This is a genomic window from Fibrobacter sp. UWP2, from assembly GCF_900141705.1.
GTDB lineage: Bacteria > Fibrobacterota > Fibrobacteria > Fibrobacterales > Fibrobacteraceae > Fibrobacter.
On record NZ_FQYM01000003.1, the window covers coordinates 41,173 to 63,122 of the forward strand.

The 21,950-nt window shown below is 52.5% G+C and carries 17 protein-coding genes; 14 read left to right on the top strand and 3 right to left on the bottom strand.

Going from position 1 to position 21,950, the window contains the following annotated elements:
- The 4 genes from BUB55_RS02830 (at nt 1) to BUB55_RS02845 (ending at nt 5,310) form a co-directional block, all read left to right on the top strand.
- On the top strand, nt 1–2,199 hold the full coding sequence (locus tag BUB55_RS02830; RefSeq protein ID WP_073188045.1) for a hypothetical protein: 2,199 nt from the start codon (nt 1–3) through the stop codon (nt 2,197–2,199).
- Between the two features lie 12 nt (nt 2,200–2,211).
- Nucleotides 2,212–3,111 carry a hypothetical protein gene (locus BUB55_RS02835; protein ID WP_073188046.1) on the top strand — a complete coding sequence of 300 codons (900 nt, stop codon included), beginning with the start codon at nt 2,212–2,214 and terminating at the stop codon, nt 3,109–3,111.
- A 12-nt stretch (nt 3,112–3,123) separates the two neighbouring features.
- The gene (locus BUB55_RS02840; protein WP_073188048.1) at nt 3,124–4,182 is read left to right on the top strand and encodes a glycoside hydrolase family 18 protein; all 1,059 of its coding nucleotides are present in this window, start codon (nt 3,124–3,126) and stop codon (nt 4,180–4,182) included.
- A gap of 75 nt (nt 4,183–4,257) precedes the next feature.
- Nucleotides 4,258–5,310, top strand: coding sequence for a glycosyltransferase family protein (locus BUB55_RS02845; RefSeq protein ID WP_073188049.1), 1,053 nt, complete (start codon nt 4,258–4,260; stop codon nt 5,308–5,310).
- A gap of 72 nt (nt 5,311–5,382) precedes the next feature.
- On the opposite strand, the gene BUB55_RS02850 is transcribed toward BUB55_RS02845, so the two are convergent.
- Complete coding sequence (locus BUB55_RS02850) at nt 5,383–7,611, bottom strand: cellulase family glycosylhydrolase (RefSeq protein WP_073188051.1); 2,229 nt, start codon at nt 7,609–7,611, stop codon at nt 5,383–5,385.
- A 73-nt stretch (nt 7,612–7,684) separates the two neighbouring features.
- Nucleotides 7,685–9,814 (bottom strand): glycosyl hydrolase family 8, encoded by a 2,130-nt coding sequence (locus BUB55_RS02855; protein WP_073188053.1) that lies wholly within the window; start codon nt 9,812–9,814, stop codon nt 7,685–7,687.
- Nucleotides 9,815–10,103: 289 nt separating this feature from the next.
- Here BUB55_RS02855 and BUB55_RS02860 point away from each other — a divergent pair, with 289 nt between their 5' ends.
- The 5 genes from BUB55_RS02860 to BUB55_RS02880 all read left to right on the top strand — a co-directional run bounded on the left by BUB55_RS02860 (nt 10,104) and on the right by BUB55_RS02880 (nt 14,198).
- A complete protein-coding gene (locus BUB55_RS02860) occupies nt 10,104–11,027 on the top strand; it encodes a T9SS type A sorting domain-containing protein (RefSeq protein ID WP_073188055.1) in 924 nt (307 codons plus the stop codon).
- Nucleotides 11,028–11,111: 84 nt separating this feature from the next.
- Nucleotides 11,112–11,417 carry a hypothetical protein gene (locus tag BUB55_RS02865; RefSeq protein WP_073188057.1) on the top strand — a complete coding sequence of 102 codons (306 nt, stop codon included), beginning with the start codon at nt 11,112–11,114 and terminating at the stop codon, nt 11,415–11,417.
- A 69-nt stretch (nt 11,418–11,486) separates the two neighbouring features.
- Nucleotides 11,487–12,851, top strand: a complete 1,365-nt coding sequence (locus tag BUB55_RS02870) for a glycosyl hydrolase family 8 (protein ID WP_159431923.1) — start codon at nt 11,487–11,489, stop codon at nt 12,849–12,851.
- 64 nt (nt 12,852–12,915) lie between these two features.
- On the top strand, nt 12,916–13,755 hold the full coding sequence (locus tag BUB55_RS02875) for a BatD family protein (protein WP_200778510.1): 840 nt from the start codon (nt 12,916–12,918) through the stop codon (nt 13,753–13,755).
- Between the two features lie 11 nt (nt 13,756–13,766).
- Nucleotides 13,767–14,198 carry a GNAT family N-acetyltransferase gene (locus tag BUB55_RS02880; RefSeq protein ID WP_073188062.1) on the top strand — a complete coding sequence of 144 codons (432 nt, stop codon included), beginning with the start codon at nt 13,767–13,769 and terminating at the stop codon, nt 14,196–14,198.
- A gap of 2 nt (nt 14,199–14,200) precedes the next feature.
- On the opposite strand, the gene BUB55_RS02885 is transcribed toward BUB55_RS02880, so the two are convergent.
- Nucleotides 14,201–14,533 (bottom strand): DMT family transporter, encoded by a 333-nt coding sequence (locus BUB55_RS02885; RefSeq protein ID WP_073188064.1) that lies wholly within the window; start codon nt 14,531–14,533, stop codon nt 14,201–14,203.
- A 207-nt stretch (nt 14,534–14,740) separates the two neighbouring features.
- On the opposite strand from BUB55_RS02885, the gene BUB55_RS02890 reads away from it, so the two are divergent.
- The 5 genes from BUB55_RS02890 (at nt 14,741) to BUB55_RS02910 (ending at nt 21,915) form a co-directional block, all read left to right on the top strand.
- Nucleotides 14,741–15,478, top strand: coding sequence for a hypothetical protein (locus tag BUB55_RS02890; protein WP_143152872.1), 738 nt, complete (start codon nt 14,741–14,743; stop codon nt 15,476–15,478).
- Between the two features lie 248 nt (nt 15,479–15,726).
- Nucleotides 15,727–16,563 carry a DNA damage-inducible protein D gene (gene dinD / locus BUB55_RS02895; RefSeq protein ID WP_073188067.1) on the top strand — a complete coding sequence of 279 codons (837 nt, stop codon included), beginning with the start codon at nt 15,727–15,729 and terminating at the stop codon, nt 16,561–16,563.
- A 142-nt stretch (nt 16,564–16,705) separates the two neighbouring features.
- Nucleotides 16,706–17,587, top strand: a complete 882-nt coding sequence (locus BUB55_RS13915) for a hypothetical protein (RefSeq protein WP_143152873.1) — start codon at nt 16,706–16,708, stop codon at nt 17,585–17,587.
- Nucleotides 17,588–17,783: 196 nt separating this feature from the next.
- Complete coding sequence (locus BUB55_RS02905; RefSeq protein ID WP_072807678.1) at nt 17,784–18,767, top strand: AAA family ATPase; 984 nt, start codon at nt 17,784–17,786, stop codon at nt 18,765–18,767.
- A 238-nt stretch (nt 18,768–19,005) separates the two neighbouring features.
- Complete coding sequence (locus tag BUB55_RS02910) at nt 19,006–21,915, top strand: glycoside hydrolase family 43 protein (protein WP_073188071.1); 2,910 nt, start codon at nt 19,006–19,008, stop codon at nt 21,913–21,915.
- The last annotated feature ends 35 nt before the right edge of the window (nt 21,916–21,950 follow it).

Sequence of the window (21,950 nt, forward strand, 5' to 3'; positions counted from 1 at the left end):
ATGAATTTCAATATGAAAAATCGCACAATCGCTCTCACTTCTGCAGTCTTGTTCTCTGCCGCTGCGGCTTTTGCTGCTGGCGCCCAGGACTCGGTTGTAAAAGAACAGAAGTCCCTCCTGCAAAAGCTGGATTCTCTCCAGGAGTCGGTGCTGGGTCTCAAGCTGAACGGAACGGCAAAGGCCGGGGCGGCAGTCTCGATGGCCAAGTCCAGCCAGTTTAGCGATGATTCGCCAACGGACGAAACGCAGGCTTATTCCGATGTGAACCTCATGATGACCGCTCGCCCCAGTAGCGAGTCCATGGTCACCTTGCAGCTTCGCTTGCACAAGGATTGGCAGAATGCCTTTGACGAGAACAACAATCCGGTCATTGGGCACTGGTTCAGCTACGACGGTTCTATTTTGAACAAGCACCTGGACTTCAATTTGGGTTACATGCGTGTTGGCTTTACCCCGCTTACCCTCAACGTTCCGCAAAACTTCTTGCTGCAGGAACCGGAAGTGTTCGCTCAAAAGCGTGTTGAGGCATTGGCCCAGCGCAATTTGGATACGACCTCCCGCCGTTTGCTGCAAGGTGTGAATGCCGATTACCACAGCGGCAAGCTTGGCCCGATGGACGATATCCACGCCCAGTTGACCGGAGCCCGTCTCCGCAACGTGGCCAAAAAGACAGACCTGTTGTTCTTTGACTTCGACTGGTCCGACCGCTATTTCTATGGTGCCCGCCTCGGTGCCGGTGCTTTTGGGGCAAGCCTCGGTGTGAACTACACCGATGTGTTTGACCGCGTAAAGACCCGTCGCTCCCACGGCCTTGAAGCCGGTGACACTGTCTACTACGAAGATAACTCTGTCTTGTCTTTTGAGCTCGGTTATGATTCCAAGGAGATGCTGTCGACCTTGCCGGTCACGTTTGGTTTGAACGGTGAATTCGCCATGTCCAATTGGGAAGCCAACCGTGATTACTACGGAACCGAAAAGAAATCCCAGTACAAGGTGGCCGAAGGCACGTATATCAATGCCGACGGCGACCTGACCTCTACGGTGTACGTGAGCACGGCTCCCTTGGTGGCAGACACTTATTACAACGAAGATGTTGCTGACGAAGATGGGACGAGCTTCTACGTGACTCCGTATGTGAATCTCGATATTGCCGGCATTGCCGGAGCCTTGAAGTTCACCTACCTCAAGACCGAAGAGAAGTTCTGGTCCGAAATGGCTTCTGCTCCGAACTTCCGCGGCGGTTCTGTGGTGCTGAACGCCAACGCCCTCTACAGCAACGACATTTATTCGACCGCTGTAAACACATTCGGCATGTCGAGCCTCGAAAATCTCTATATGTCTGTGTACAATTCGAATCCGCTCAACGTCACAAACATTATGACGTCTCAGTCCCTGGTGGGCGCCCTCTCCAATACGGCTGAATCCCAGTATCTGTATTCGAAGGTGTACAACAACTACAAAAACGCCCACTTCTACCGCAATGGCTACGATGCCGGTACCATCAAGAAACTGGAAATGCAAGAAAACGTCCTCTTGGCTATAGACCCGTCGGTGAACATGGCTTTGCCGTTTGGTCTTGCCACGCCGGACCGCAACGGCTTCAACCTGTCGTTGAATCTCAAGTGGAATGACGCTGTGACCTTTGACGCCTACTTTGCCCAAATCAAGTGGGACGGCGCCGATGATACCTTTATGGAATACGCCGCAGGCGGATCCATTGACATCGGCCAGCTGGTGAACATTGGTCGTTCCTTGGTGTTCCAAGGCTCTTATGACCATAGCGAAGAAGACGCGTTCATGAAGCGCAAGAGCGACCGCCTTATGGCTGGTGTTTCTGCCGAAATTTGGGGACCGATCAGCTTCCTCGGTGGCTACCAGATGTACCAAAAGCAGTTTGGCGAAGGCTTGTGGCGGATTTCCAACGGTGCGCTGGATCTCAACCTGGTCAAGGCCGAAGAGACCATGCTCCTGGCTGGCCCGCGTGTGAAAATTGCTCCGAATTCCTACGTTTCTGTTCAATACGGTTTGTTGACCGACAAGCTTACGTTCAATACAGTGGAGTATAGCCCAGCACTCGACGAATCGGGTAACGTGATGTACGACGAGTTTGGAAACGAGCTTCGCGTCGGCAAGCCTGGTAAGGGTTCGCTCGCCATAGATAAGAATGTAATCATTGCCGATGTAACGGTTAATTTCTAAGAGGTACGTACAATGAAACTTCTTAACAAATACTTGATTTCTGTTGCGGCAATTTCTATGGTTGCTTGCTCTTCGATGGATGTGGAATACTCCGAGGCTGTCGAAGAAAACTTCCCCGATGATTTTGACCATGCCGTTTACATGCAGTTGCATCCGGAACTGGTCAGCTTGCAGGTCCGTGATTACGTCAACACCTACAATGCCGAGGCCAAGACGAAATTGACAACGGAACAAATCAGTGCCGATGTCGATTCGTTCCATGCCAATTTGGACCAGATCCACCAGATTTATGCTGACCCCAATTTGGGTGGGTTCTCTGAAGCACAATGGGATTCCATTTGGCTTCCGGTGGTATCAGAGAAAACGACTTGCGGTAACAAGTTTACGGTTTTGAACCTGCAGCAGCTTGTGGCCGGTGAAGGCGATGCCGTCGACACAGTCAAGATCAAGTTGCTTGACCCCATTACCATTACACCCGAAGGGGCGACTTCTCCTGATTCCATTGTTTCTGTAAAGGGTGCCGTTGATTCTGCCGGAACCCTCAAGGAATACACCATGGGTGATTCTATTTGGGTGATGTCCGGAAAGAACATGGGAACGTCTGTTGTGGATTCGGCCACTTGTGTGACCAAGGTGGACACGGTCCCCTCGACCGGTATTCCTACGGTGACTAAGAACTACCTGGAGAAGTTCAACTTTGTTGATACTAAAGACGACCTGACCAGGCTGAAGAAGATTCCGCTTGACACCATGGCCTTTAGCATCCAGTACATTCTGTTTGGTCGTGACAATGGTTGGGCTTACCGCAAGTGCAAGGAAGACGAGGCGTCGAACCCGGCCATTACCGAAACGTACCCGGTTACTAAACTTTATTGCGTTGATGAAGCCGGCGTTGTCCGCGAAATCAAGTAAGGCGAGGTTGTTATGAATATGAAAGTAATTGCATTAGCTTTGACTTTGGGTATGGCTGTTTCTGCACAGGCTGCCGCCGACAAAATCGTGGGCTACTATCCGTATTGGAGCCAGTACTCCCAGTTCTATCCCAAGGATATCCGTTACAACCTCGTGACCAACATTCACTATGCGAACTTGGTTCCGAGTGAAGACGGCTCGGTCGCCTTTGCCGACGAAAACGATGCCGAGAACTTTAAGGAACTCGTCCGCCTCACCAAGGAGAACAACGTCAAGTTGGTGGTCTCTGTGGGTGGCGCCGAAGCCGAGGGCACGTTAAAGACTATCGCCACTTCCGAAGAAGTTTTGCCGACGTTTGTTTCGAACCTCAGCAGTTGGATTTCTACGAATGGCGGCGATGGTGTGGAACTCGATTGGCAGAACCTCACGGGCGAAGATGCCGAGGCCTACGCCAAGATGGTCTCTGCTCTGGTCGACGGCATGTCGGGTTCGATTGTGACGGCTGCGGTTTACCCCGATGCCGGTCTTGACGGCTATACCGCCGAAGCTCTGAACCGCCTTACCTATGTGGACGTGTTCATGGCCGACAAGATGACCGAAGAATCCTCGACCTTGGTTCCTAACCAGGGTGCCGAAATTGTCCAGCAGGCTTTGAATGCTGTCGCAGAGAAGGGTGTTCAAAAGGATCTGTTGGTCCCGGTAATCTACCTTTACGGCAAGTCCTTCATGGGCGCGACCGGATTTGGCTCCGCACACCAGGGAACGGGTAGCGGCAACGAAGGTTATCTCTCCTATGCCGAGTTGATGGGCAAGTTCAACACTCCTGACTACAAGGTGACTTTCGATGAATCCAGCAAGTCTGAACTTGCCGTGAGTGCTTCCGAAGCGATTGTGTTCATGGGCATCCCCTCTGTGAAGGCCGTGGCCGAACAGGTGAAGGGTGACGGCATGGGGGGCGTGGCCGTTTATGACCTCTCCCAGGACCATCACGAACCGATTGTGTCCCTTTTGGTGACCATCGGTTTGCAGATTCGCCCCGACATGGATTACAAGCCCAAGAAGAAAAAGTAATTTTAGCTTGTCTAGGAACTTTGAAAAGCCTTCCTCGCAACGGGGAAGGCTTTTTTAAAGAGAAGAGGAATTGTTATGAACAAGTTTCACGTCATTGTGCATCCGAGTGATATGGCACAGTCCGACTGGGTAAGGCTTATTTTGCCTATGATGGAATTTATGCGTGCCAATGAATTCCAGGTGTTCCCTTCTATTACGCATATGACCTGCACGAGCAGGGAAGCACTCAAGAAGGTGCGCTCCGTCATTATCCCGCGACCCACGGCCTCTGGCAAAATGGAAGCCGTCATGATGTACGCCAAGCTCAAAAAAGAATGCGGCTTTAAACTGGTCACCGACATTGATGACCTCCAGTGGGACTTGTCGCCTATCATCAAGGCGGACGCCAAGGGGCTGGGCGATGTGGAAGGGATTGTCGCCGGCCGCTACAAGCAAATCCTCCCGCTGTTCGATACGGTGGTTTGTTCCACGCGCTATTTGGCGAACCGCATCAAGTCGGATTTGGGCGTCAATGCGGTTGTTTCTCCCAACGGGGTCTCTAAATCGCTGTTTGGCGCTCATAAAACGACATCGTCTTTCCAGGGAGTCCCCAAGGTCATGTACGCGGGCGCTCTCGGGCATTGCACTCCCGACAACCTGGGCGACTTTGAAGGACCCTGGGTGCCGTGGTTGCGCAAACGTATTGAAGAGGGGACCATCGACTTTTACGTTTTTGGGACGCCTTCCTTTTTGGAGGGGCTCGAAGGAAAGTACACGACCATCCCGTACACCAGCGTAATGCAGTTCCCTTCGGTGGCGGCAAGCTATCGCCCCGACTTCTACCTGGCGCCCTTGACTAACATCAACTTCAACAAGGCAAAGAGCGACCTTAAATTGAAGGAAGCCGCCGCCTTGGGAGCCGTGTTCCTCGGTAGCGATTTTGCGGGGAGTCCCTATGGCTACATTCCCAAGGAACAACTAGTGAACCAGTCGGGAACGGACGAAGAACTCGATGCTAAGTTCAATGCGCTGTGCAATCCCGAGAACTACATGAAGGCCATAGAATGGCAATACCAGTCCATGGAAGAAAAGCACTGGCTCTATGAGGATCCGGAGTTTCAAAAGCGCTACGTAAATACGTACTGTTGATTGCCGGAGACGGCAAAAAGAAAACCCACGCCTCACACAGAAGCGCGGGTTTTCTTTGTTCTATGATATAAACTACTTCTTGTTCCAGTTGAACACGGTTCTGCCGCCGTCCTGCTTGACGCTGGCGATGTAGCTTCCAGACTTGAGCCCGGTTAGCGAGACGTAACGAGAGCCGAGGCTCAAGTTCAGCGTCTTGTGGAACACTTCTTCTCCGTTCACGTTAAAGATGGAGAGTTCAAGCGGGCTCTTGGAGTTCGAGGAGAACACCACACCGTTGTTGCTGAACTGGGCTTTGACGCCGGAGACGCCCTTTACCAGGACCGGGGTGGAAAGATTGTAGTATTCGTTTTTGTTGACCGCACTGGCAGAGTCGCCAATGATGATGGTAACCGTTTTCGAGATGGCGTCGAGAACGTCGGTTTCTTCGGCGTAAGCCTTGTAGTAGATAATCGCGTTCTGTGTCCCAGCGACAAGGTCCGTGCCCGATTTGGTGATGTAGGCCGATGTCGCTTCTCCATTGAACGAGACACTCATCGGGGTTCCCAGCAGGGTCTTGTCGGGAGCAGCCCCGGCGGCGGTAGCCCCAGGAGAGAGAACCATGTCTTTGATCTTGTTCGAGAGCTTGTTTTCGCCTTTGCGGTAGGTGACCGTGATGGTGTCGTTCATGGCGGTGTAGCCGGTAACTGCGGGAGCCGTAGCGACAAACTTGGCTTCGCCAATCTTTTTGAACTGGAGCATGATTACAGAACTGGCTTCCTTTTGCGTCGAAGAGCAGTAAGTCGAGTTCGTGCACTTGGCGGTCTTGATATCCACAATGTCCGGGTTCAAAGCCTTGAGGGTGTAAGTGGCGCCTTCGAGAGTCTTTTTCTCGGAACCCAGAATCCAGTCGAAGGTGGCGTTGCTGGAGTTGCTTCCCGAGTAGTTGGCTCCGCGGCCGATGCTGCAGGGGTGCGTGTCGGCATCGTTGTAGCGGCAGTACATGTCGGTAAAGTTCGGGATGGTCTGCTTGGCGACTTCGTGAATAGTGACCACACTCTGTGAACCGTCATTGCCTGTCAAGATGGCGTAGCCGGCTCCCTTGATTTCGAGAGTGGACCCAGAAACCGTCACGACATTTTCGTTGCTCGATGTGTAGGTGCAGCCCGACTTGAGGGCATTGGTCAGCTGACCGTCGGTTTCTTTGGCCTGGGCGTGCTTAAAGGCACAAGAGCCGGTGTTTTTGCCCTTGATCAAGGAGTCTGCCCAAGACTGTCCGTGACTGGTGAGGTACTGCTTGACAAGGTTACCAGAAGTACTATAGGTTGCTGAGGCAAGCAGACCCTGGGATGAAAGTTCCGTGCTGCCGTCGAACATGCCGGAGGTTTCCTTGCCGTTCGTCTGGCGCAAGCTCCAGTTACAGTTGCTGATTTTGTTCTGTTCCATGAAATTCATCCAGTCGCTCGTGGCGCCCTGGTCGGCGCTACCGGCGCCGTCGGCATTGACGGTTCCCCATTCGGTAATGAACACCGGGCTGCCGCTGTTCTTGGCCGCCGTGATGCGGCTTCCGTAAGATCCCACCTTATGGGTGCCGGCGTAGAAGTGGAATACATAGCCTATGTTGGTGCCGGAGACGCCACCGTAAGAGGTCAACTGGGACCAGCTCGGGGTTCCGACGAGAACCAGGTTCTGGGTGTTGGCGCGAATGCCCGGCACAACCTGGTTTGCATAACTTGTGATGGTTCCCCAGCTTGTGTTGACGGGTTCATTATAGATTTCGTAGATCACGTTCGGGATCTTGGCGTACTTGGCCGAGATTTCCTTGAAGAAGGAGTTCGCCATGCTCTGCTCGTATTCTGCACGGTGGCTATGCCAGTCGATGATGATGTACACGTCGTTCTCGACGGCAGCTTCCACCATCCTGTCGACGATGGTCTTGTAGCTGTCGGGGGAGGTGGCGTAGGAGTAGCCGCTAGAGAGGGAGTCTGCGCTGTCGACGCATCCGTTGGATTTTTGCGAGGTACTGCTATAGCAGGTAATGCCCATGGCAAAACGGAACACGTCCATTTTCAGGTTGTCTACAGCCCAGCTGATCACGTCCTTCTTGTAGTACGGGAGGCCCGTTGCGTCAGACCAGAAAAGGCTCATGCCACGGAGCATGACTTCCTGGTTGTTCTTTTCGCCTATGATTTTGCCGCCGCTGGTGTGGAGGGCGCCATAGTAGCTAACAGGGCCGACCTTTTTGGGGACTGCCGTCGTGGCGCTGGCAAATGCCGGGATGACCGCCAAGGAAAGAAGACAAGGGAGCAGCTTACTCAATTTCATAAAAACTCCTGATTTTTTACTATAAGATAATTTATTATGTCAAAAATGAATTTTAGGGGACCTTTTTTTCTGTTTACCGCTGAATACGCAGGGTTTTTGTGTAAGACTTGTCACAAAGCCGGATGATGTAAGTTCCTTTGCTGGGGAGCAGGTTTCCTACCTCAATTGCACCGGAACCGCTGATTTTTAGCGTTTTGACCAAATTTCCGTTCAAGTCGAAGGCTTCGAGCCTTGCGTTTTTGCCGAGACCTGCGTATTGGAGGGTTTTCCCGTTCAAGGAGAGACCGTTCTTGTTCGCTGCAATGGGCTTGAGTCCGGCGTTGGGGTTCCTCAAGGTGGTGACAAGCTTGCCTGTGTTGTCGTATATGTCAAACTGTCTCAGGTAAATGGCTCCGTAACCGCCTTTTTGCATTTTCGGCTCGAATTTGAAACCGCGTACCGCCTTCATCACGTCATCGTGCGAAAGGATGGTGGTAACCCACGAAGGTACCACGAACTTGTCTTTGACAAAGGCGTCGTAGCTGGTGGCGAAGTTCGCCGAGGTGACGTCGATTTCAAGCGTAGTGTAATTGTCCGTAGGGTGCAGGTAAATGCCCGGTTCGCCGCCTTCGTTGCCGTCCAGCTGCGTTTGCTGGTCCAAAATGGCAAAGCGGATAACACCTTGGCTCTTGTAGTTGATGACTATCTTGGCAATGTTGGAAAGGTCGTAGTAGCTATCGTTCTCGTCGAACGAGAGGGCGAAACCCGCAAACGGGTACTTTAAATCGGCGGTGGCGTCGTAGGTGGGTTCCGGGGCAATGCGGAACTCGATGGCGCCGACAACGCTTCCGTCTGCCTGCTGGAAGAGACCCGAACTGCCGGAATCCGGGTGTACCACGGTTACGCCGAACTTGTCGCCATAGGCACCCCAGCCGGTGTAGCCCGAGATGCTCGCCGTGCCGTTAACGGGCAAGAGCGTACCCGCAGGCGTCTGCGGCTGGCGCATTTCGGTCTTGGTATACTTGGTGAGGCCGCTCATGTCGTAAAAATTGGGCATGTTGCCGCTCATCGAGAGCAAGTAAAGAATGTTCAAGGTTGCCGGGTAGTAGGCTTCGCCCTTGCCGTCGGCGGGTTTCTTTTTGCCTACGGTGTTCCCTAGGGCGTCGTAAATGGTTTCGAGATAGTAGCCGGGATTGTCGGCAGACGCCATGGCGAGGCCTAGACCGCCTACATAGGTCGATGTGACGAACATGTTGTAGGGGGAGGCACCGTCTAGGCTGTAGCCGGGCCAAATGAGGCTTGCGTTGCTATAGGTCGTTCTGTCGAGCCAGCCTACGATTTTGTCGTTGATCTTTTTGGCATCCTCAATGCCGTACCACTGGTAGCCCATGGTCATGCGCCACGGGGTGCGGGCCGCGTCGTCGTAAAAGCCGCCTGAACCGCCCGAAACGGCTGCGCCCGTGGAGGTCGCCTTGTGTGAACTCCAGTCGCACCAGTCTGGCATAAGCCCTGTGGTCGCATTCTGGCATTGCGAAACGTGCTTTAAGTTGTTTGTAATCGCCGTTTCCCAGAAGGAATCGTTGGTGACATCCTTGAAGAGCCTGAATGCGGCAGGGAATACGTAGCTCGAGTTGAGGGCGGGGTTCCAGTTGCTGCCAGCCTTGACACGACCGTCGCTCTCCATGTCGTTGCTCTTGATCCAGCTAATGAGGGCCTTGGCATCAGAAAGGTAGGAGTCCTTGCCCCACTGCTTGCTTGCCATGACCAGGGCCATGGCGGCGTCCAGGTCGGCGTCGGTGGCGGTGCCGTCGTCGGCGCGCCCCGAGTTGTTGTTCACGTGCCAGTTCATGCCGCCGTTGTTTTTGGAGTATTTTTTCCAGTAGGCCCAGAGCTTGTCGAACTCGCTTTGGTGGTCGCCGTTATTGCTCGACATGTAGACCATGATGAGCATGCCGTAGGCGATGCCTTCGGAGACCGACATCTCGGTACTATCGTTGGGGCTAATGATACGGGCGGTGCCGTCACCCATGTCTTTGTACCAGGCTCCCTTCCAGTCGTTAAAATGGCTCTGGATGACAGCTGGGTCCACAAAGGTGGCTGTGTGCCCATACTTATAGGTGACTTGCTGCGGGAATGGGAATTGGGGTGCAGCAACCGCAGTTGATGCACAAATGGCTCCGGCCGCGAGGACCGTGCCGAGTAGTTTTTTTCTCTCTATACACATAATAGTGAAAATAGATTTCCCCAAAAGGCTTTTGGGGGACTTGAAAGTAATAAAAAAGTTGCGAAGGAGCCGTTTGTGACCTCTAACACATTGGTTTGCAATGGATTAACGGCCGCTGTTTGTAAAAAAAAAAGAACAAAGGACTCTGAAGCATTGTGTTCCTAGTCAAAATGAGATGTAGCTTACATTTTTTTTGCTTTTCAAAAAAAAATTGGCAAACATCGAGAAAATAAACTATATTACCATCAAACCGCCCCTAGGGGTATAACAATTAACAAGAGAGAGAATTATGAATAAGAAAATCCTTTCCGCTGCAGCTATCCTCGCTGCTGCCGGCTTTGCTTCCGCAATGAGCTGGTCTGGTGCTGATGGCGAATATTTTGTCAATACCGGTCTCGACAACGGCACCGAAACTGCCGGTTACTGGTATAACTACGCTGACGACGCCGATGGCGGTCAGTCCACAATCACTTGGCCGGTTGCTCTCGGTAACGAATATAGCGACAACGCCCTCGATCCCGTCATTGACAAATGCGGTGGTGTCTGCGGTTCGTTCGCCCTTGCTGCCGGTACTCTGACCTACAAGCCGTTCGTCGGCATTGGCTTCAACGTTGCTGGTACTGCAACCGCCTCTGGTGGTCCTGCCGAACCGGCCAACGCTTCCGCTTGGGGTGGCCTTTGCATCTCCTACACGGTTGATGTTCCTGCTACCTTGGAACTTGGTCTTGGCGACGACAAGGATGCCGAAATCGGTTACGACAACCCGTTCGTGAGCCTCCCGAAGTCCGCTTCTGCTAAGCAGGTTTGCACCGAATGGTCTGGCTTCAACCAGGCTGGCTGGGGCAAGGGCAAGGTGACTGGTGCCGAAGCTGGCGCTTCTCTCGCTTCTGTGAAGTTCAAGATCCAGGCTGCCGATGCTACCGCTGGTCAGTTCAACATCGTCGCTGTTGCTAGCGTTAACGGAGGTTCTCCGATCAAGGCCGTCCGCGCTGCCTCCTCTGTGAAGGCTATGCTCGCTGGTCGTACCCTCTCCTTCTCCGGTATCAAGTCCGTTGCTACCGCCGAAGTGATGAACCTCCAGGGCCAGATCGTTGTTAAGGGCTCTATCGATGCTTCTTCTTCTCTCGACCTCTCTGCTCTCGACGCCGGTGTCTACATGGTCCGCGTCGCTGGCAAGTCCGTCGACTTCAGCCAGAAGATCATCATCAAGTAATCCTTGACTGACACTTTAAAAAGGCCGTCCTTTTAGGGCGGTCTTTTTTTTGTGCCGCAGAAGTTTTTTATATAAATTAATTATGTGAAGACGCAAGGGCCTTTAAATAGGGAGTGTGTCGGTATAGGTTTCAATGTTGCTGGTACTGCGACCGCCTCCGGTGGTCCTGCCGAACCGGCCAATGCTTCCACTTGGGGTGGCATTTGCATCGTCTATACGGTTGATGTTCCGGCTTCTCTTGAACTCGGTCTCGGTGTTAAAAAGGGCGCCCTGTGGGCGGCCTTTTTTATGTTTTGTGGTGAAAAGTGCCGGTTTGCTGTGATTTGTTTCAAATTTGGGGATGCACAAGGCTATTTTTTAGTTCTTTTTGCCACGAAATGGGCTATTTGAATATATATTATGGCGAGATTAGCAAAATTAGAGGTTTTTATGAACACCAAGAAATATTTGATACCGCTAATGGCAAGTTTGGCTTTGGGCCTGTCGGCTTGTGGCGGCGAATCCGATAGCGCGGCTGCTCCGGTTGATCCGTTCAACTCTACCCCTATGTCGCAGGCGGGTCCAGTCCCTGCCTCCTCTACGGGGACCACTCCGTCGACGCCTGCAGGTACGGTTGCCGCCCTTGCTTCTGTGGCTAACCCGAATGTTCCTATTGGTTTGTACCCTTCGTGGTTGGGTTTCCACTATGTGACCTTGGAAGCGGAATCCCAGTATTATGTTGATTTTGCCAGCGGTTTTTCGTATGTGTTCAATGGTCCGTACGCTGCGGCAGGCCGTGTGATTTGGTCTACCCAGGCTTCCAATAACCAGTGCAAAACCGAAATTTCGGGTGCGATGAAGTCTCGAGCCTGTACCGTGTCGGAAGGCATTGGCTATGGCATGCTTATCTCCGCGTTCCAAAACGATGCAGAGACCTTTAATCGCTTGTGGAACTACTCCCGTGGTTACAGGGCGTACAACAACCAGAACCTGACGCCTTGGATTACGAGGTCTTTCACATTTGACCTTGTGGACAACTCCAGTGCTACGGACGCCGATTTGGATATTGCCACATCGCTTATTTTGATGTACCAGAAGACCCAAAATCAAGAATACTTGAACGATGCCTTGGTTATTGCGAAGGCCATTTGGGACGAGGAAATCGAACCGGGGACATATATGATTATGTCGGGTAACACTTCGATGTGGAATGGCAAGAACGGGAAGCCGATTACCTACAACTTGAGCTATTTCTCTCCGGTGGCACTGCGCCTGTTCGCCATGTACGATGGAACTCACCAGTGGGAGGCCGTGCTGAATGCCATGTACGACTACATGCAAAAGATGCAGGCCGCAGGTACAGGCGTTTTCCCGGATTGGAGTTTGATTGGCTTGACCTCGGTCAATCCGCCTAATGGTGCCGCCGGTAACGAAAAGACCGGCTTCACCTACCATTCCTTCAACAAGGAATCCGTGCGCATTCCGTGGCGCATTGCTTGGGATTACTACTGGTTCCAGGATCCGCGCGCCCTGAGTGTCCTCACCGTCTTGAACAACTTCATTGTGGCGAAGTCGAATGGTGACCCCGGTAGTGCAGCCTTGGCCATCAACTATTCCTGGAATTTGGCCGAGGGCGCCGATGTGGCAAAGAATACCTCGGTTCCCACGCAATGGCTGGCAGCGTGGTGCGCAACGGGTATAGGCACCAATTCCAAATGGCTTGAAGACTGTACAAAGCTCGTGAATGCATCGGGCCTTACCAACAACGCCAACAGCTACTTTACAGATATTTTGCTGATGCTGTACAGCGAACTTTTGAACGGCATGTTCACAAAGACTTTCTAGCCTCTAGTTTGCATTTTAGAAATCCGTGGTCTCTGGACTGCGGATTTTTTGTATATTCGGCGGTATGGAACAAGATAGCTTGAATACAGAAACGGATTTGGACAGCGCCGCCGCCCTGCCGATGCCGACGGCGGAGGACTTGGGCATCCATGTGACGGCTGGGGCGGTGGGCCCGCTCACGGTGGGCGACACCTTTGATTTCCCCGTGACAGTCAGTTGGAGTGTGCAGGGGTCTGCCCTTTTGGTAATGCCCACGAGCACGGCGACCGCCAAGGGCATTGCGCAGGTGGGTGTTTCGCAGGAGTCCTCGCGATCGGTAAAGGACGGCAAGGAAGTCGCTTCAATCACCTTTACATACAAACTTGTTGCCCAGGATACGGGTAGCCTGAATATTCCCGCCCTCCGGTTCGAAATACCGACCCAGATGGGGCAACCGTTGCAGATGCGCTCGGAACCGGTACCGGTGCGCGTGTCGGAGCAGTTCAATGCGGTGCCGTTTGCCGTGGGACTGTGCGTTGGGGCGTGCGTTGCCGTGGCGGCCGTGTGGCGCATGCGTCGCCGCAAGGCAAAGGCAGCCGAGGTCGCCGCAAAGAATTCCGCTGCCGCGGAACTGCGGTTCAAAATGATGGTCCTGAAGCAGCGAGTGAATACGGCTGACAGCCGTGAGTGGCTTTTGGAGCTGGAAAGCATTTGCAAGGAATGCGTGGCCGGTAAATTCGGAATGGCCGCCTCCGCGGTGAACCTTGATACGCTTGTGAAGGACGGCAAGCTCGAAGGTTGGGAATCGCTTGTGGAAGAATTCGCGCACGCCCGCTACGGCGGCGGCAAGCGCGATGGTTTCGAAAACAAGGAAACCTGGAAAGGCGCCATGAAACTCATGGGTATTGTGGAAGACGAAGATTAGCCGGACCTTCAATGAAAATTATCCGGGTTTCAAGAGAATGTGAGCGCGCTGGCGTCTACTACGTGCGCATGACTGCGATGATGCGCAAGTACCAGATTCCGCTCGATGCCGAAGTCGATGCCCATGATGGCGAAAACTGCCATTACATTCTGGCGCTAGATGGTATTTATCCGGTGGCGACATGCCGCTGGTTCGAGCTTCGCGAAGGTGTTGCCGAAATCGGGCGTGTCGTGGTGCTGCCGGAATACCGCGGCAAGCAATTGGGCCGCTCTGTTGTCGCCGAGGCCGAGAAGTGGATGTGCGAGGCTGGCGTCAAGAAAATCGAGATTTCGAGCCGCGTAAATGCCGCAAGCTTCTATGAAAAAATGGGCTACCGCTTCAACGAAAGCGGTAAAGCCCATCATGACACATTCGAATGCGTGTACATGGAAAAGGTTCTGTGAACCTAGTGGATATCCATCTTCGAAAATAGATTCAGGACCGCTACACCAGAAATAATCAGGACGAGCCCGATGATAGCGCCCAAGTCGGGCGTCTGCTTGAAAAAGTAGATGCCGCTTATTGTAATGAGGGCGATGCCGAGCGCCGACCAGGTAGCGTACGCGATGCCGATGGGGATGGTGCGCAGGCAAAGGCTCAGCAGGTAAAGCGACGCCACGTAGCAGACGAGCGAGGCGATGGACGGGACGAGTTTGGTGAACTGTTCCGACATCTTGAGCAGCGTGGTGCCGGCGGCTTCCGCGACAATGGCGAGGATGAGGAATACGTAGTTGAGCATAGGGAGAATATACAAATTAATTTTTTATATTGTGAAAAAAGTTGAGAGGAATCCATGCCGAGTTCTGAAAAGTTTCGTGACCATGTGGTGGCGCAGTTCAATGGAAAGCGAAGAAGAAATAAGTTCCGACGAGCGCACTGAATTTGCTGATAACCTACGTTCATTTTCAAGTGCGTTAATATATCTTCATGAATATGGGGGTTAGTTATGTTCTCGCCTAAACACAATTTGCGGATGATTCTGGTATGCGTGTGCATGCTTGTTTTTCCGGCATGGGCGGGTTCTTCAAAATCATATAGCGAGGACGAAAAGCCTACCGTACTGGAGGTGATTTTGGGCCTTGCTGATTGGGCGACTTCTTGCGACAAGGACGATACGGAATGCCAGCGGAGAAAGGCGGCAGACGAGAAAGGTGCAGGCGAGGCGAGAGAACGGGAGAGGGAACGCACACTCAAGGAGAACAGGAAAAAGTGGAACGAGAAAAACCGGAACTACAAGGACTATTATTTGGGATTGTCCTTGACTGCTCCGTTTGTCGCCGAAGATAGGGAGGTGATGTTCGGGCTGGACCTTGTTTTCGGCTTTGTTTTCCGGTTTGGCGAGTTTTACGCAATGATGGGCGGGGGAGCGAATGCGTCGGTGTACTTCCTCAATGGGGAATTATTCTACAGGCCGCCAATCGACATGAACGGCATCTGGAAAATTGCGCCCGAAGTCGGCATGGGCGTGACATCTTATAGGCCGTTCGATAGCGAGGATCGTGTTGAACCCTTGTACCATTATTCAGTGGGCGTGCGCTACGAACATACATTGCAGAACCGCAAGAATATCATCGAAGACGAGGACGTGCTGATTAACGGGGTGAGCGCCGGTTGCGCCGTCTGGATGAACTACGCCGATTTTGCCGGCGTCAAGTGCGATGTCCGATTCGGACTGTATTTGTAAAATTTTGTTGAACTACTTGTCTGCGTTTTAAGTTTTTGGTACATTAAATGCCTGAACGCATCTCGCTATGGAAAGGCGAGGTGCGTTATTGCGTTTATAACGCAACGCGTTTGGCCTCGGCAATGAAAATAAACAAGTTTATTTCCGCTGCTCTCGGCCTGGGCACGTTTGTTTTAATCGGGTTTCGGTTTTACAAGGACGTCTCTAAACATTAACCGGTCGCAGAATGCGACCAAAAGGAGACGACAATGAAGTCCGAAGAAATCAAGACCCTGTTCGAAAAGTTCGAGGCGATTGCTTGCGAATACCAGGGGGTGGAATGCTGGAGTGCGCGCGACCTGAGTACGCTACTTGGTTATACCAAGTGGGAGCGTTTTCAGAACGCTATTGATAAGGCGATGGAGGCTTGCAAGAATGCGGGAGAAATCGCTGAGAACCATTTTCCCGGCGCCGGGAAAATGGTCTCCCTTGGTAGTGGTTCTGTTCGAGAAGTGTCTGACTATATGCTCACGCGTTACGCCTGCTACCTGATTGCGCAGAACGGAGATTCGCGCAAGCCGGAAATCTCATTTGCACAGAATTACTTTGCTGTGCAGACTCGTGTAGCGGAAATTGTTGAAGGCCGCATTCGCGAACTGGAACGTGTGCAGGCGAGGGAAAAACTTGCTCATACCGAAAAGGTGCTTTCTGGAGTATTGTTTGAACGTGGAGTGGATAGCAAGGGCTTTGCTGTCATCCGCTCCAAGGGCGACCAAGCGCTGTTCAACATTGATACGAATCTCTTGAAGCGAAAGTATAACGTACCTGCAAGCCGTCCGCTGGCAGACTTCTTGCCTACGGTAAGCATCAAGGCGAAGGACCTTGCCGCCGAGATGACTTCGGTCAAGACGCAGGCCAAGAATCTTTTCGGACAAAAGAGAATCGAGAGGGAACATGTGGACAACAATCGCGCCGTCCGCAAGATGCTCCTTGATCGTGGCATCGTTCCCGAAAAGTTGCCTGCAAGCGAGGATGTCAAGAAGGTGGCTCGCCGTTTGAAAAGGGCTGATGCATCGCTTTTGAAACCCCAAAAGAAGAAAAAGTAATATCATTTTCCCGGCGCCGGGAAAATGATAGCGTAGACCATATTCCCCGCGCGGGGAATATGGTTTGTTTTATATGATAAAGCTTGCAAATTGTTGGATGGAATGAATTCGGTTTTTGCCTAGATATTCTATTTTATAGATAATGGCTCGCGGAATTTTATGGATTGTGTTGATGGTGTGTGCCCTGCTGTTTGTGGGGTGCTCGAACCATCCGGAGTCTTTGCAAAATCGGGAAGTTTTAATTTCACAAAGTGATTCTATTCAGGTTGTTGGCCGTTTTATAAATCTTTATGATGAACCGAGTTATTCAACTGATAGTGTAATCAAATCTGCCATTGATTCTATTTGTGCAGGAAATGATCAAATCTATCTTTACTCAATAGGTGACTACCCGAGAGCCGAATACCTAGTTCGATTAGAAAAGGTAAAACGTGATTCTTCCTGGTTTGTTTTACGAACAATCCGTTATAAAAGGAATTCTTTGCAATCAAAATCGCAAAAAACGTGGGCGACAGATTCAAATGTGTGGGAACGGCGTTTGAGGGACTCCATTGCTGATACGACAGAGTATTTCAGAATTGAAACGGCCCTTGAAAGTTTTTCACCAGAAACAACGATGGTCAAAAGAATTGCCATGTATGATGGAAATCTTCGGGGAATTTTTTATAAAAAAGATAATCGGTGTATGGCTAGTCAAGTCGACGGCTTATATTCTTTTTTGGGGGATTCTCCCAGTTTGAAAAAAATTTATGTCGATTTGGAAACATGGGCAAGAAAAGACTACTTTCTATTAAGGTTGATGCCAGACAGTAATGTGGTTTATGTAAAGTCAAATCTGAAAGAACCTATAATATGCCGTGTTGTTGATGACAACCTACATAGGATAAAAGGTGTTGATTCCTTGGTATTTAAATTCGGCGAACAAAAGGCAATGTTTGATTTTTCAAGATTTAATTCTAATGATAAACTTCTGTGTGAATCCGAGGCAGGTTTTATTCGAGATGTTTGGGTTTTAAAGGAATAATCACTTTTTGGGGGGGGGGTTAGGGGGTGCCCCCCTAGGCGAGGGGGTGGAGGAAGACGCGTAGCGGCTGCAACCAGGGGGACGCCTCCCCCTTTCCTAACCACCAATCACTAATCACTAACTACTTTTCAGTCCCATTTGCCTTTTTCCGTGGAATTTTGTATCTTAATTCGCGAAAACAGAAGAGGTTAACTAAATGGATATTCAGGAACTTTCGGAAAAGGTGCGCCAGCAGAGCGCATTCTGCATGAATTTGCTGCGTGAAGTGGAAGGTACGGTGATTGGCCAGAAGGCTCTGGTCGAAAGCATTCTGACGGGTATTCTGGCGGACGGTCACGTGCTGCTGGAAGGCCTGCCGGGTCTTGCCAAGACGACGGCGGTGAAGGCTTTTGCCGATGCCGTGTCGCTCGACTTCAAGCGCATCCAGTTCACTCCCGACCTGCTCCCTGCCGACTTGCTGGGTACCACGATTTACAACGCGAAGGAAGCGAAGTTTGAGACCCGCAAGGGCCCGCTGTTTACGAACCTGGTGCTGGCCGACGAAATCAACCGTGCTCCCTCGAAGGTGCAGAGCGCGCTTCTCGAAGCGATGCAGGAACGCCACATCACCATCGGTGACGAGACGTTCAAGCTGGACGAGCCGTTCCTGGTGCTTGCCACGCAGAACCCCATCGAGCAGGAAGGTACGTATCCGCTGCCGGAAGCCCAGGTGGACCGTTTCCTGTTGAAGGTGAAGGTCAGCTACCCGAACAAGGCCGACGAAATGAAGATTCTGGACGCCGTTGCCGGTGCGGGTCTCCGTCAACCGCAGGCTGTCGCTACGAAGGAAGATATTCTGGCCGCCCGCCAGCTGGTGAAGCAGGTGTACGTGGACGAACGCGTTCGCGAATACATCGTGAACCTGGTGCTTGCGACCCGCGATCCGGGCAGCATCAAGCGTAGCGACCTGGTGGGCTTTGTGGAAGTGGGCGCCTCTCCGCGTGCCTCCATCGGCCTTGCCCAGGCTTCGAAGGCCCATGCGTTTATCCAGGGCCGTGCCTACGTGACGCCGGAAGACGTGAAGGCCGTTGCGATGGAAGTGCTCCGCCACCGCATTATCTTGAGCTACGAGGCCGAAGCGGAAGAAGTCTCCGCTGAAACCGTCGTGCAGAAGATTCTGGATTCTGTGGAAGTTCCTTAGTCGCGGGCTGAGTGCGTCGCGAGCATCTCTAACCGACATTGTCGTCCCGCACTCGTTGCGGAATCTCCACTTATACAAGCTGGGCCTTGAGCTCGGCTTCTTGTTTTTAATAATGTGGACTTTTTTTAAGCAAAACGTTGTTAAAATCTCACCATATCATCCTAAAATATTGCAAAACTATTGACTTTTAATTGAAAAAAGTGTAGATTTTTTTATATTCTCTGGAAAGGAGTGTGGTATGGGTGTATTGGAAACATTCAGGGCGGCGTGTGTCGCCTTATCTCTCGCGGCTGTTGCCGCATTTGCGGCCTCGGTCGCCGTTCACGATCCTTCCGTCATTGTGGTCTATAAGGACGCGGGCGGGAATTCGTATCCTGAAAACGATGCGGCCAAGTCGCGGACGAAGTATTATTACATATTCGGGACCATGAACGGGGCGGCATATTCCCGCGATATGCTGGACTGGACCCCGTTTACGCCGCAGCTTTCGAGGGGCGGCACGGTGTATGTCACTGGCAACGAGGCCAGGGACGATTACTACAGCGTGTTCAAGGCGGAAGCCGACTATGCGGAACATACGAATTCCGCGACCGCCAAGGGGAACCTGTGGGCGCCCGATATCGTGTGGAACAAGAAGCTGAAAAAGTGGTGCCTGTACTTTTCGATGGCGGGCGAGGACTGGAAAAGTTCCATTGTGCTCCTGACATCCGACAAGATCGAGGGGCCGTACGAGTACAAGGGTGCGGTCGTCTACGGCGGGATGGACAAGCAGACGGCGGGTTCTGCTGCCAATGCCGACTACGCGAAGGTGACCGGTTCTTCGACAATCGACGAGCGTTACTATATCGCGAACAACGGTGTCACTAATTTGGGCAAGTGGGATGGCGGCTATGGTTCCAGCTGCATCGACCCGAACGTGTTCTACGACGAGGACGGAAACCTGTGGCTCCTGTACGGTTCGTGGAGCGGCGGGCTTTTCCTGGTCAAGCTCGATGAGTCTACCGGTCTCAGGGACTATTCGTACAAGTACGGGAACAACGGCGCTGCCAAGTGGAGCGGGACTTCGATGCTCGAGGACCCTTACATGGGCATCCACGTGGGTGGCGGTTATTATGTGAGTGGCGAGGGTTCGTACATCCAGTATTTCAAGGATGCGGATGGCAATGGCTACTACTACCTGTTCGTGAGTTACGGGTTCTATTCGCCCGAGGGCGGCTACACCATGCGCGTGTTCCGCAGCAAGGACGTGAAGGGGCCCTATGTCGATGTGGATGGGACTCCTGCGATTTTTGAAAAGTTTATCCTGAACTATTGGGGCAATACCGACCGCGGATTCCCGATTGTCGCGAATTACCGCTGGAGTTTCTGGGCCGAGGACCGTGCCGAAATTGCGGATGGGCACAATTCGCTGTTGCGCGACGACGATGGCGGCATGTATCTGGTTTATCACCGCAAGTTCAACAACCATACGGGTTGGCACAATGTCGAGACTCACCAGCTGTTCTTTAACAGGATGGGCTGGATTGTGGCGGCACCTTTTGAGTATCACGAGGGTTACGGGCTACCGGCGCGTGCGCTCGACCGCAGCGATATCGCGGGCCCGTACAAGGTGATTATGCATAACCCGCCCAGGAACAACCCGCAGACCTGGGAAGATTCCGTGGCGGTGAACCAGGAACAGGACATGCAGCTCAATGCCGACGGTACGGTGACAGGCGCCTACACGGGAACCTGGGATTACGACTATGCGAAGGGCCGGAGCTACGTGACGCTTACTCTGGGTGGAACTGTCTACGAGGGCGTGGTGCTTGACCAGTTGCAGAACGATATGAGCAAGCGGACGCTTACGTTCTCGGCGATGAACAAGGCGGGGAACCGTGCCTTCTGGGGTTACCGTGTGCCGAAAACCGAAGTGCTGCAGGATGCCCGCTATTACGGCGACAGCGTGAAGGTCGTTGGGAAAAATGACTTTAGCATGGCATGGGATGCCTATGACGAATTTGAGTCCGTGAAGGTAAGCGGGAACTTTGTCACGGAATTTGAATTCAGGAACAAGGTAAAGAGCGGAGCCGAAAACTGGAACAACTGGGTGCTCGTCTTTAGGAACGGTGGCGACATGTGGTACCTGCGTGCCGACGGCTATTCCGTGGAAACGCTCGGTGGCGAAAATACGGTGCACTACTGGAATGCCTGGGGTGAAAACTGGGATGCCTTCAAGAAGATGTACGACGGTGCAAAAGTCCGCCTACGTGCAGAAAAGGACGGCTACCTGATAAATGTGTATGCGTTCTTGCGCGGTGCGGCGAAGGATGGATCCGACTCGCTAGTGTATGCGGTTACGGCTACGGGGACACCGGTTGGTGATTACGAAATATTGCTCGGTGCCGACGCGGCGTCGCTCGAGTTGAGCCGTGTTGCGTACGGGACGCTTGAAAATCGCATCGTGGCGGGTACGATAAACGACGGTGGCGAATACAATGTAGCGTTCAATGCGCAGAAGACGGCTGAATACAAGGTCTCGGGCGACTTTAGCGCAACATTCCGCTTTATGAATTACGGAAACAAGCCGGTCTATGGGCTTGCCGATGCGAACAAGGTGAACAACTGGGACAATTACATTGTGCGTGCGACTGCCGGCGGGGCGACGACGCTGTTGCGTGCCGATGCCTTTGCGATGGATAACGCGGGGACGTTCGATTACGATTTCGACTGGAACTGGGACGATTTCGCTGGCATCATGCGCAACGCCGAAGTGGTGATGGATGTCTCGCGCGAAAAGGATGTCGTTACCTACTCGGCCCGCATCACGGCGCAAGATGGCAAGGCGTATCACTACAAGGCGGTAAACAGGGGCGCATCGACTGCCGAGATGTCGCTCGGGTTTACTTGTGAGAAGAGTGTGGTCGACCTGCTTTCGGTTTCCGTGAATAGCGTGGCGGGCGACAGCACGCAAATCCAGGTGGAAGATCCTGATTCTTCGACCACGTCTTTTGCGGTTCGCAATGGCGTTGAAACGGGACGCAGCCTGCAGGATATGCGTGGCGCGAAGGTTTACGATGTGCGCGGTCGCCTGTTGGGAACTGCGGACAGCCCGCGGGTAAAGGAAATGCGTTTGCGCAAGGCCCGACAGCCCGTTTTTGCGAAGTAACAAAAAGCACCGCAGGTGCCCACGAAGAAACTTGT

Bases quoted from the DNA above. Each gene is read 5' to 3' on its own strand.
- BUB55_RS02905 (WP_072807678.1), top strand. From the start codon at position 17,784: ATGGATATTCAGGAACTTTCGGAAAAGGTGCGCCAGCAGAGCGCATTC.
- BUB55_RS02875 (WP_200778510.1), top strand. From the start codon at position 12,916: ATGGAACAAGATAGCTTGAATACAGAAACGGATTTGGACAGCGCCGCC.
- dinD (WP_073188067.1), top strand. From the start codon at position 15,727: ATGAAGTCCGAAGAAATCAAGACCCTGTTCGAAAAGTTCGAGGCGATT.
- BUB55_RS02855 (WP_073188053.1), bottom strand. From the start codon at position 9,814: ATGTGTATAGAGAGAAAAAAACTACTCGGCACGGTCCTCGCGGCCGGA.
- BUB55_RS02860 (WP_073188055.1), top strand. From the start codon at position 10,104: ATGAATAAGAAAATCCTTTCCGCTGCAGCTATCCTCGCTGCTGCCGGC.
- BUB55_RS13915 (WP_143152873.1), top strand. From the start codon at position 16,706: ATGGCTCGCGGAATTTTATGGATTGTGTTGATGGTGTGTGCCCTGCTG.
- BUB55_RS02890 (WP_143152872.1), top strand. From the start codon at position 14,741: ATGTTCTCGCCTAAACACAATTTGCGGATGATTCTGGTATGCGTGTGC.
- BUB55_RS02870 (WP_159431923.1), top strand. From the start codon at position 11,487: ATGGCAAGTTTGGCTTTGGGCCTGTCGGCTTGTGGCGGCGAATCCGAT.
- BUB55_RS02910 (WP_073188071.1), top strand. From the start codon at position 19,006: ATGGGTGTATTGGAAACATTCAGGGCGGCGTGTGTCGCCTTATCTCTC.
- BUB55_RS02850 (WP_073188051.1), bottom strand. From the start codon at position 7,611: ATGAAATTGAGTAAGCTGCTCCCTTGTCTTCTTTCCTTGGCGGTCATC.
- BUB55_RS02845 (WP_073188049.1), top strand. From the start codon at position 4,258: ATGAACAAGTTTCACGTCATTGTGCATCCGAGTGATATGGCACAGTCC.
- BUB55_RS02830 (WP_073188045.1), top strand. From the start codon at position 1: ATGAATTTCAATATGAAAAATCGCACAATCGCTCTCACTTCTGCAGTC.
- BUB55_RS02880 (WP_073188062.1), top strand. From the start codon at position 13,767: ATGAAAATTATCCGGGTTTCAAGAGAATGTGAGCGCGCTGGCGTCTAC.
- BUB55_RS02835 (WP_073188046.1), top strand. From the start codon at position 2,212: ATGAAACTTCTTAACAAATACTTGATTTCTGTTGCGGCAATTTCTATG.
- BUB55_RS02885 (WP_073188064.1), bottom strand. From the start codon at position 14,533: ATGCTCAACTACGTATTCCTCATCCTCGCCATTGTCGCGGAAGCCGCC.
- BUB55_RS02840 (WP_073188048.1), top strand. From the start codon at position 3,124: ATGAATATGAAAGTAATTGCATTAGCTTTGACTTTGGGTATGGCTGTT.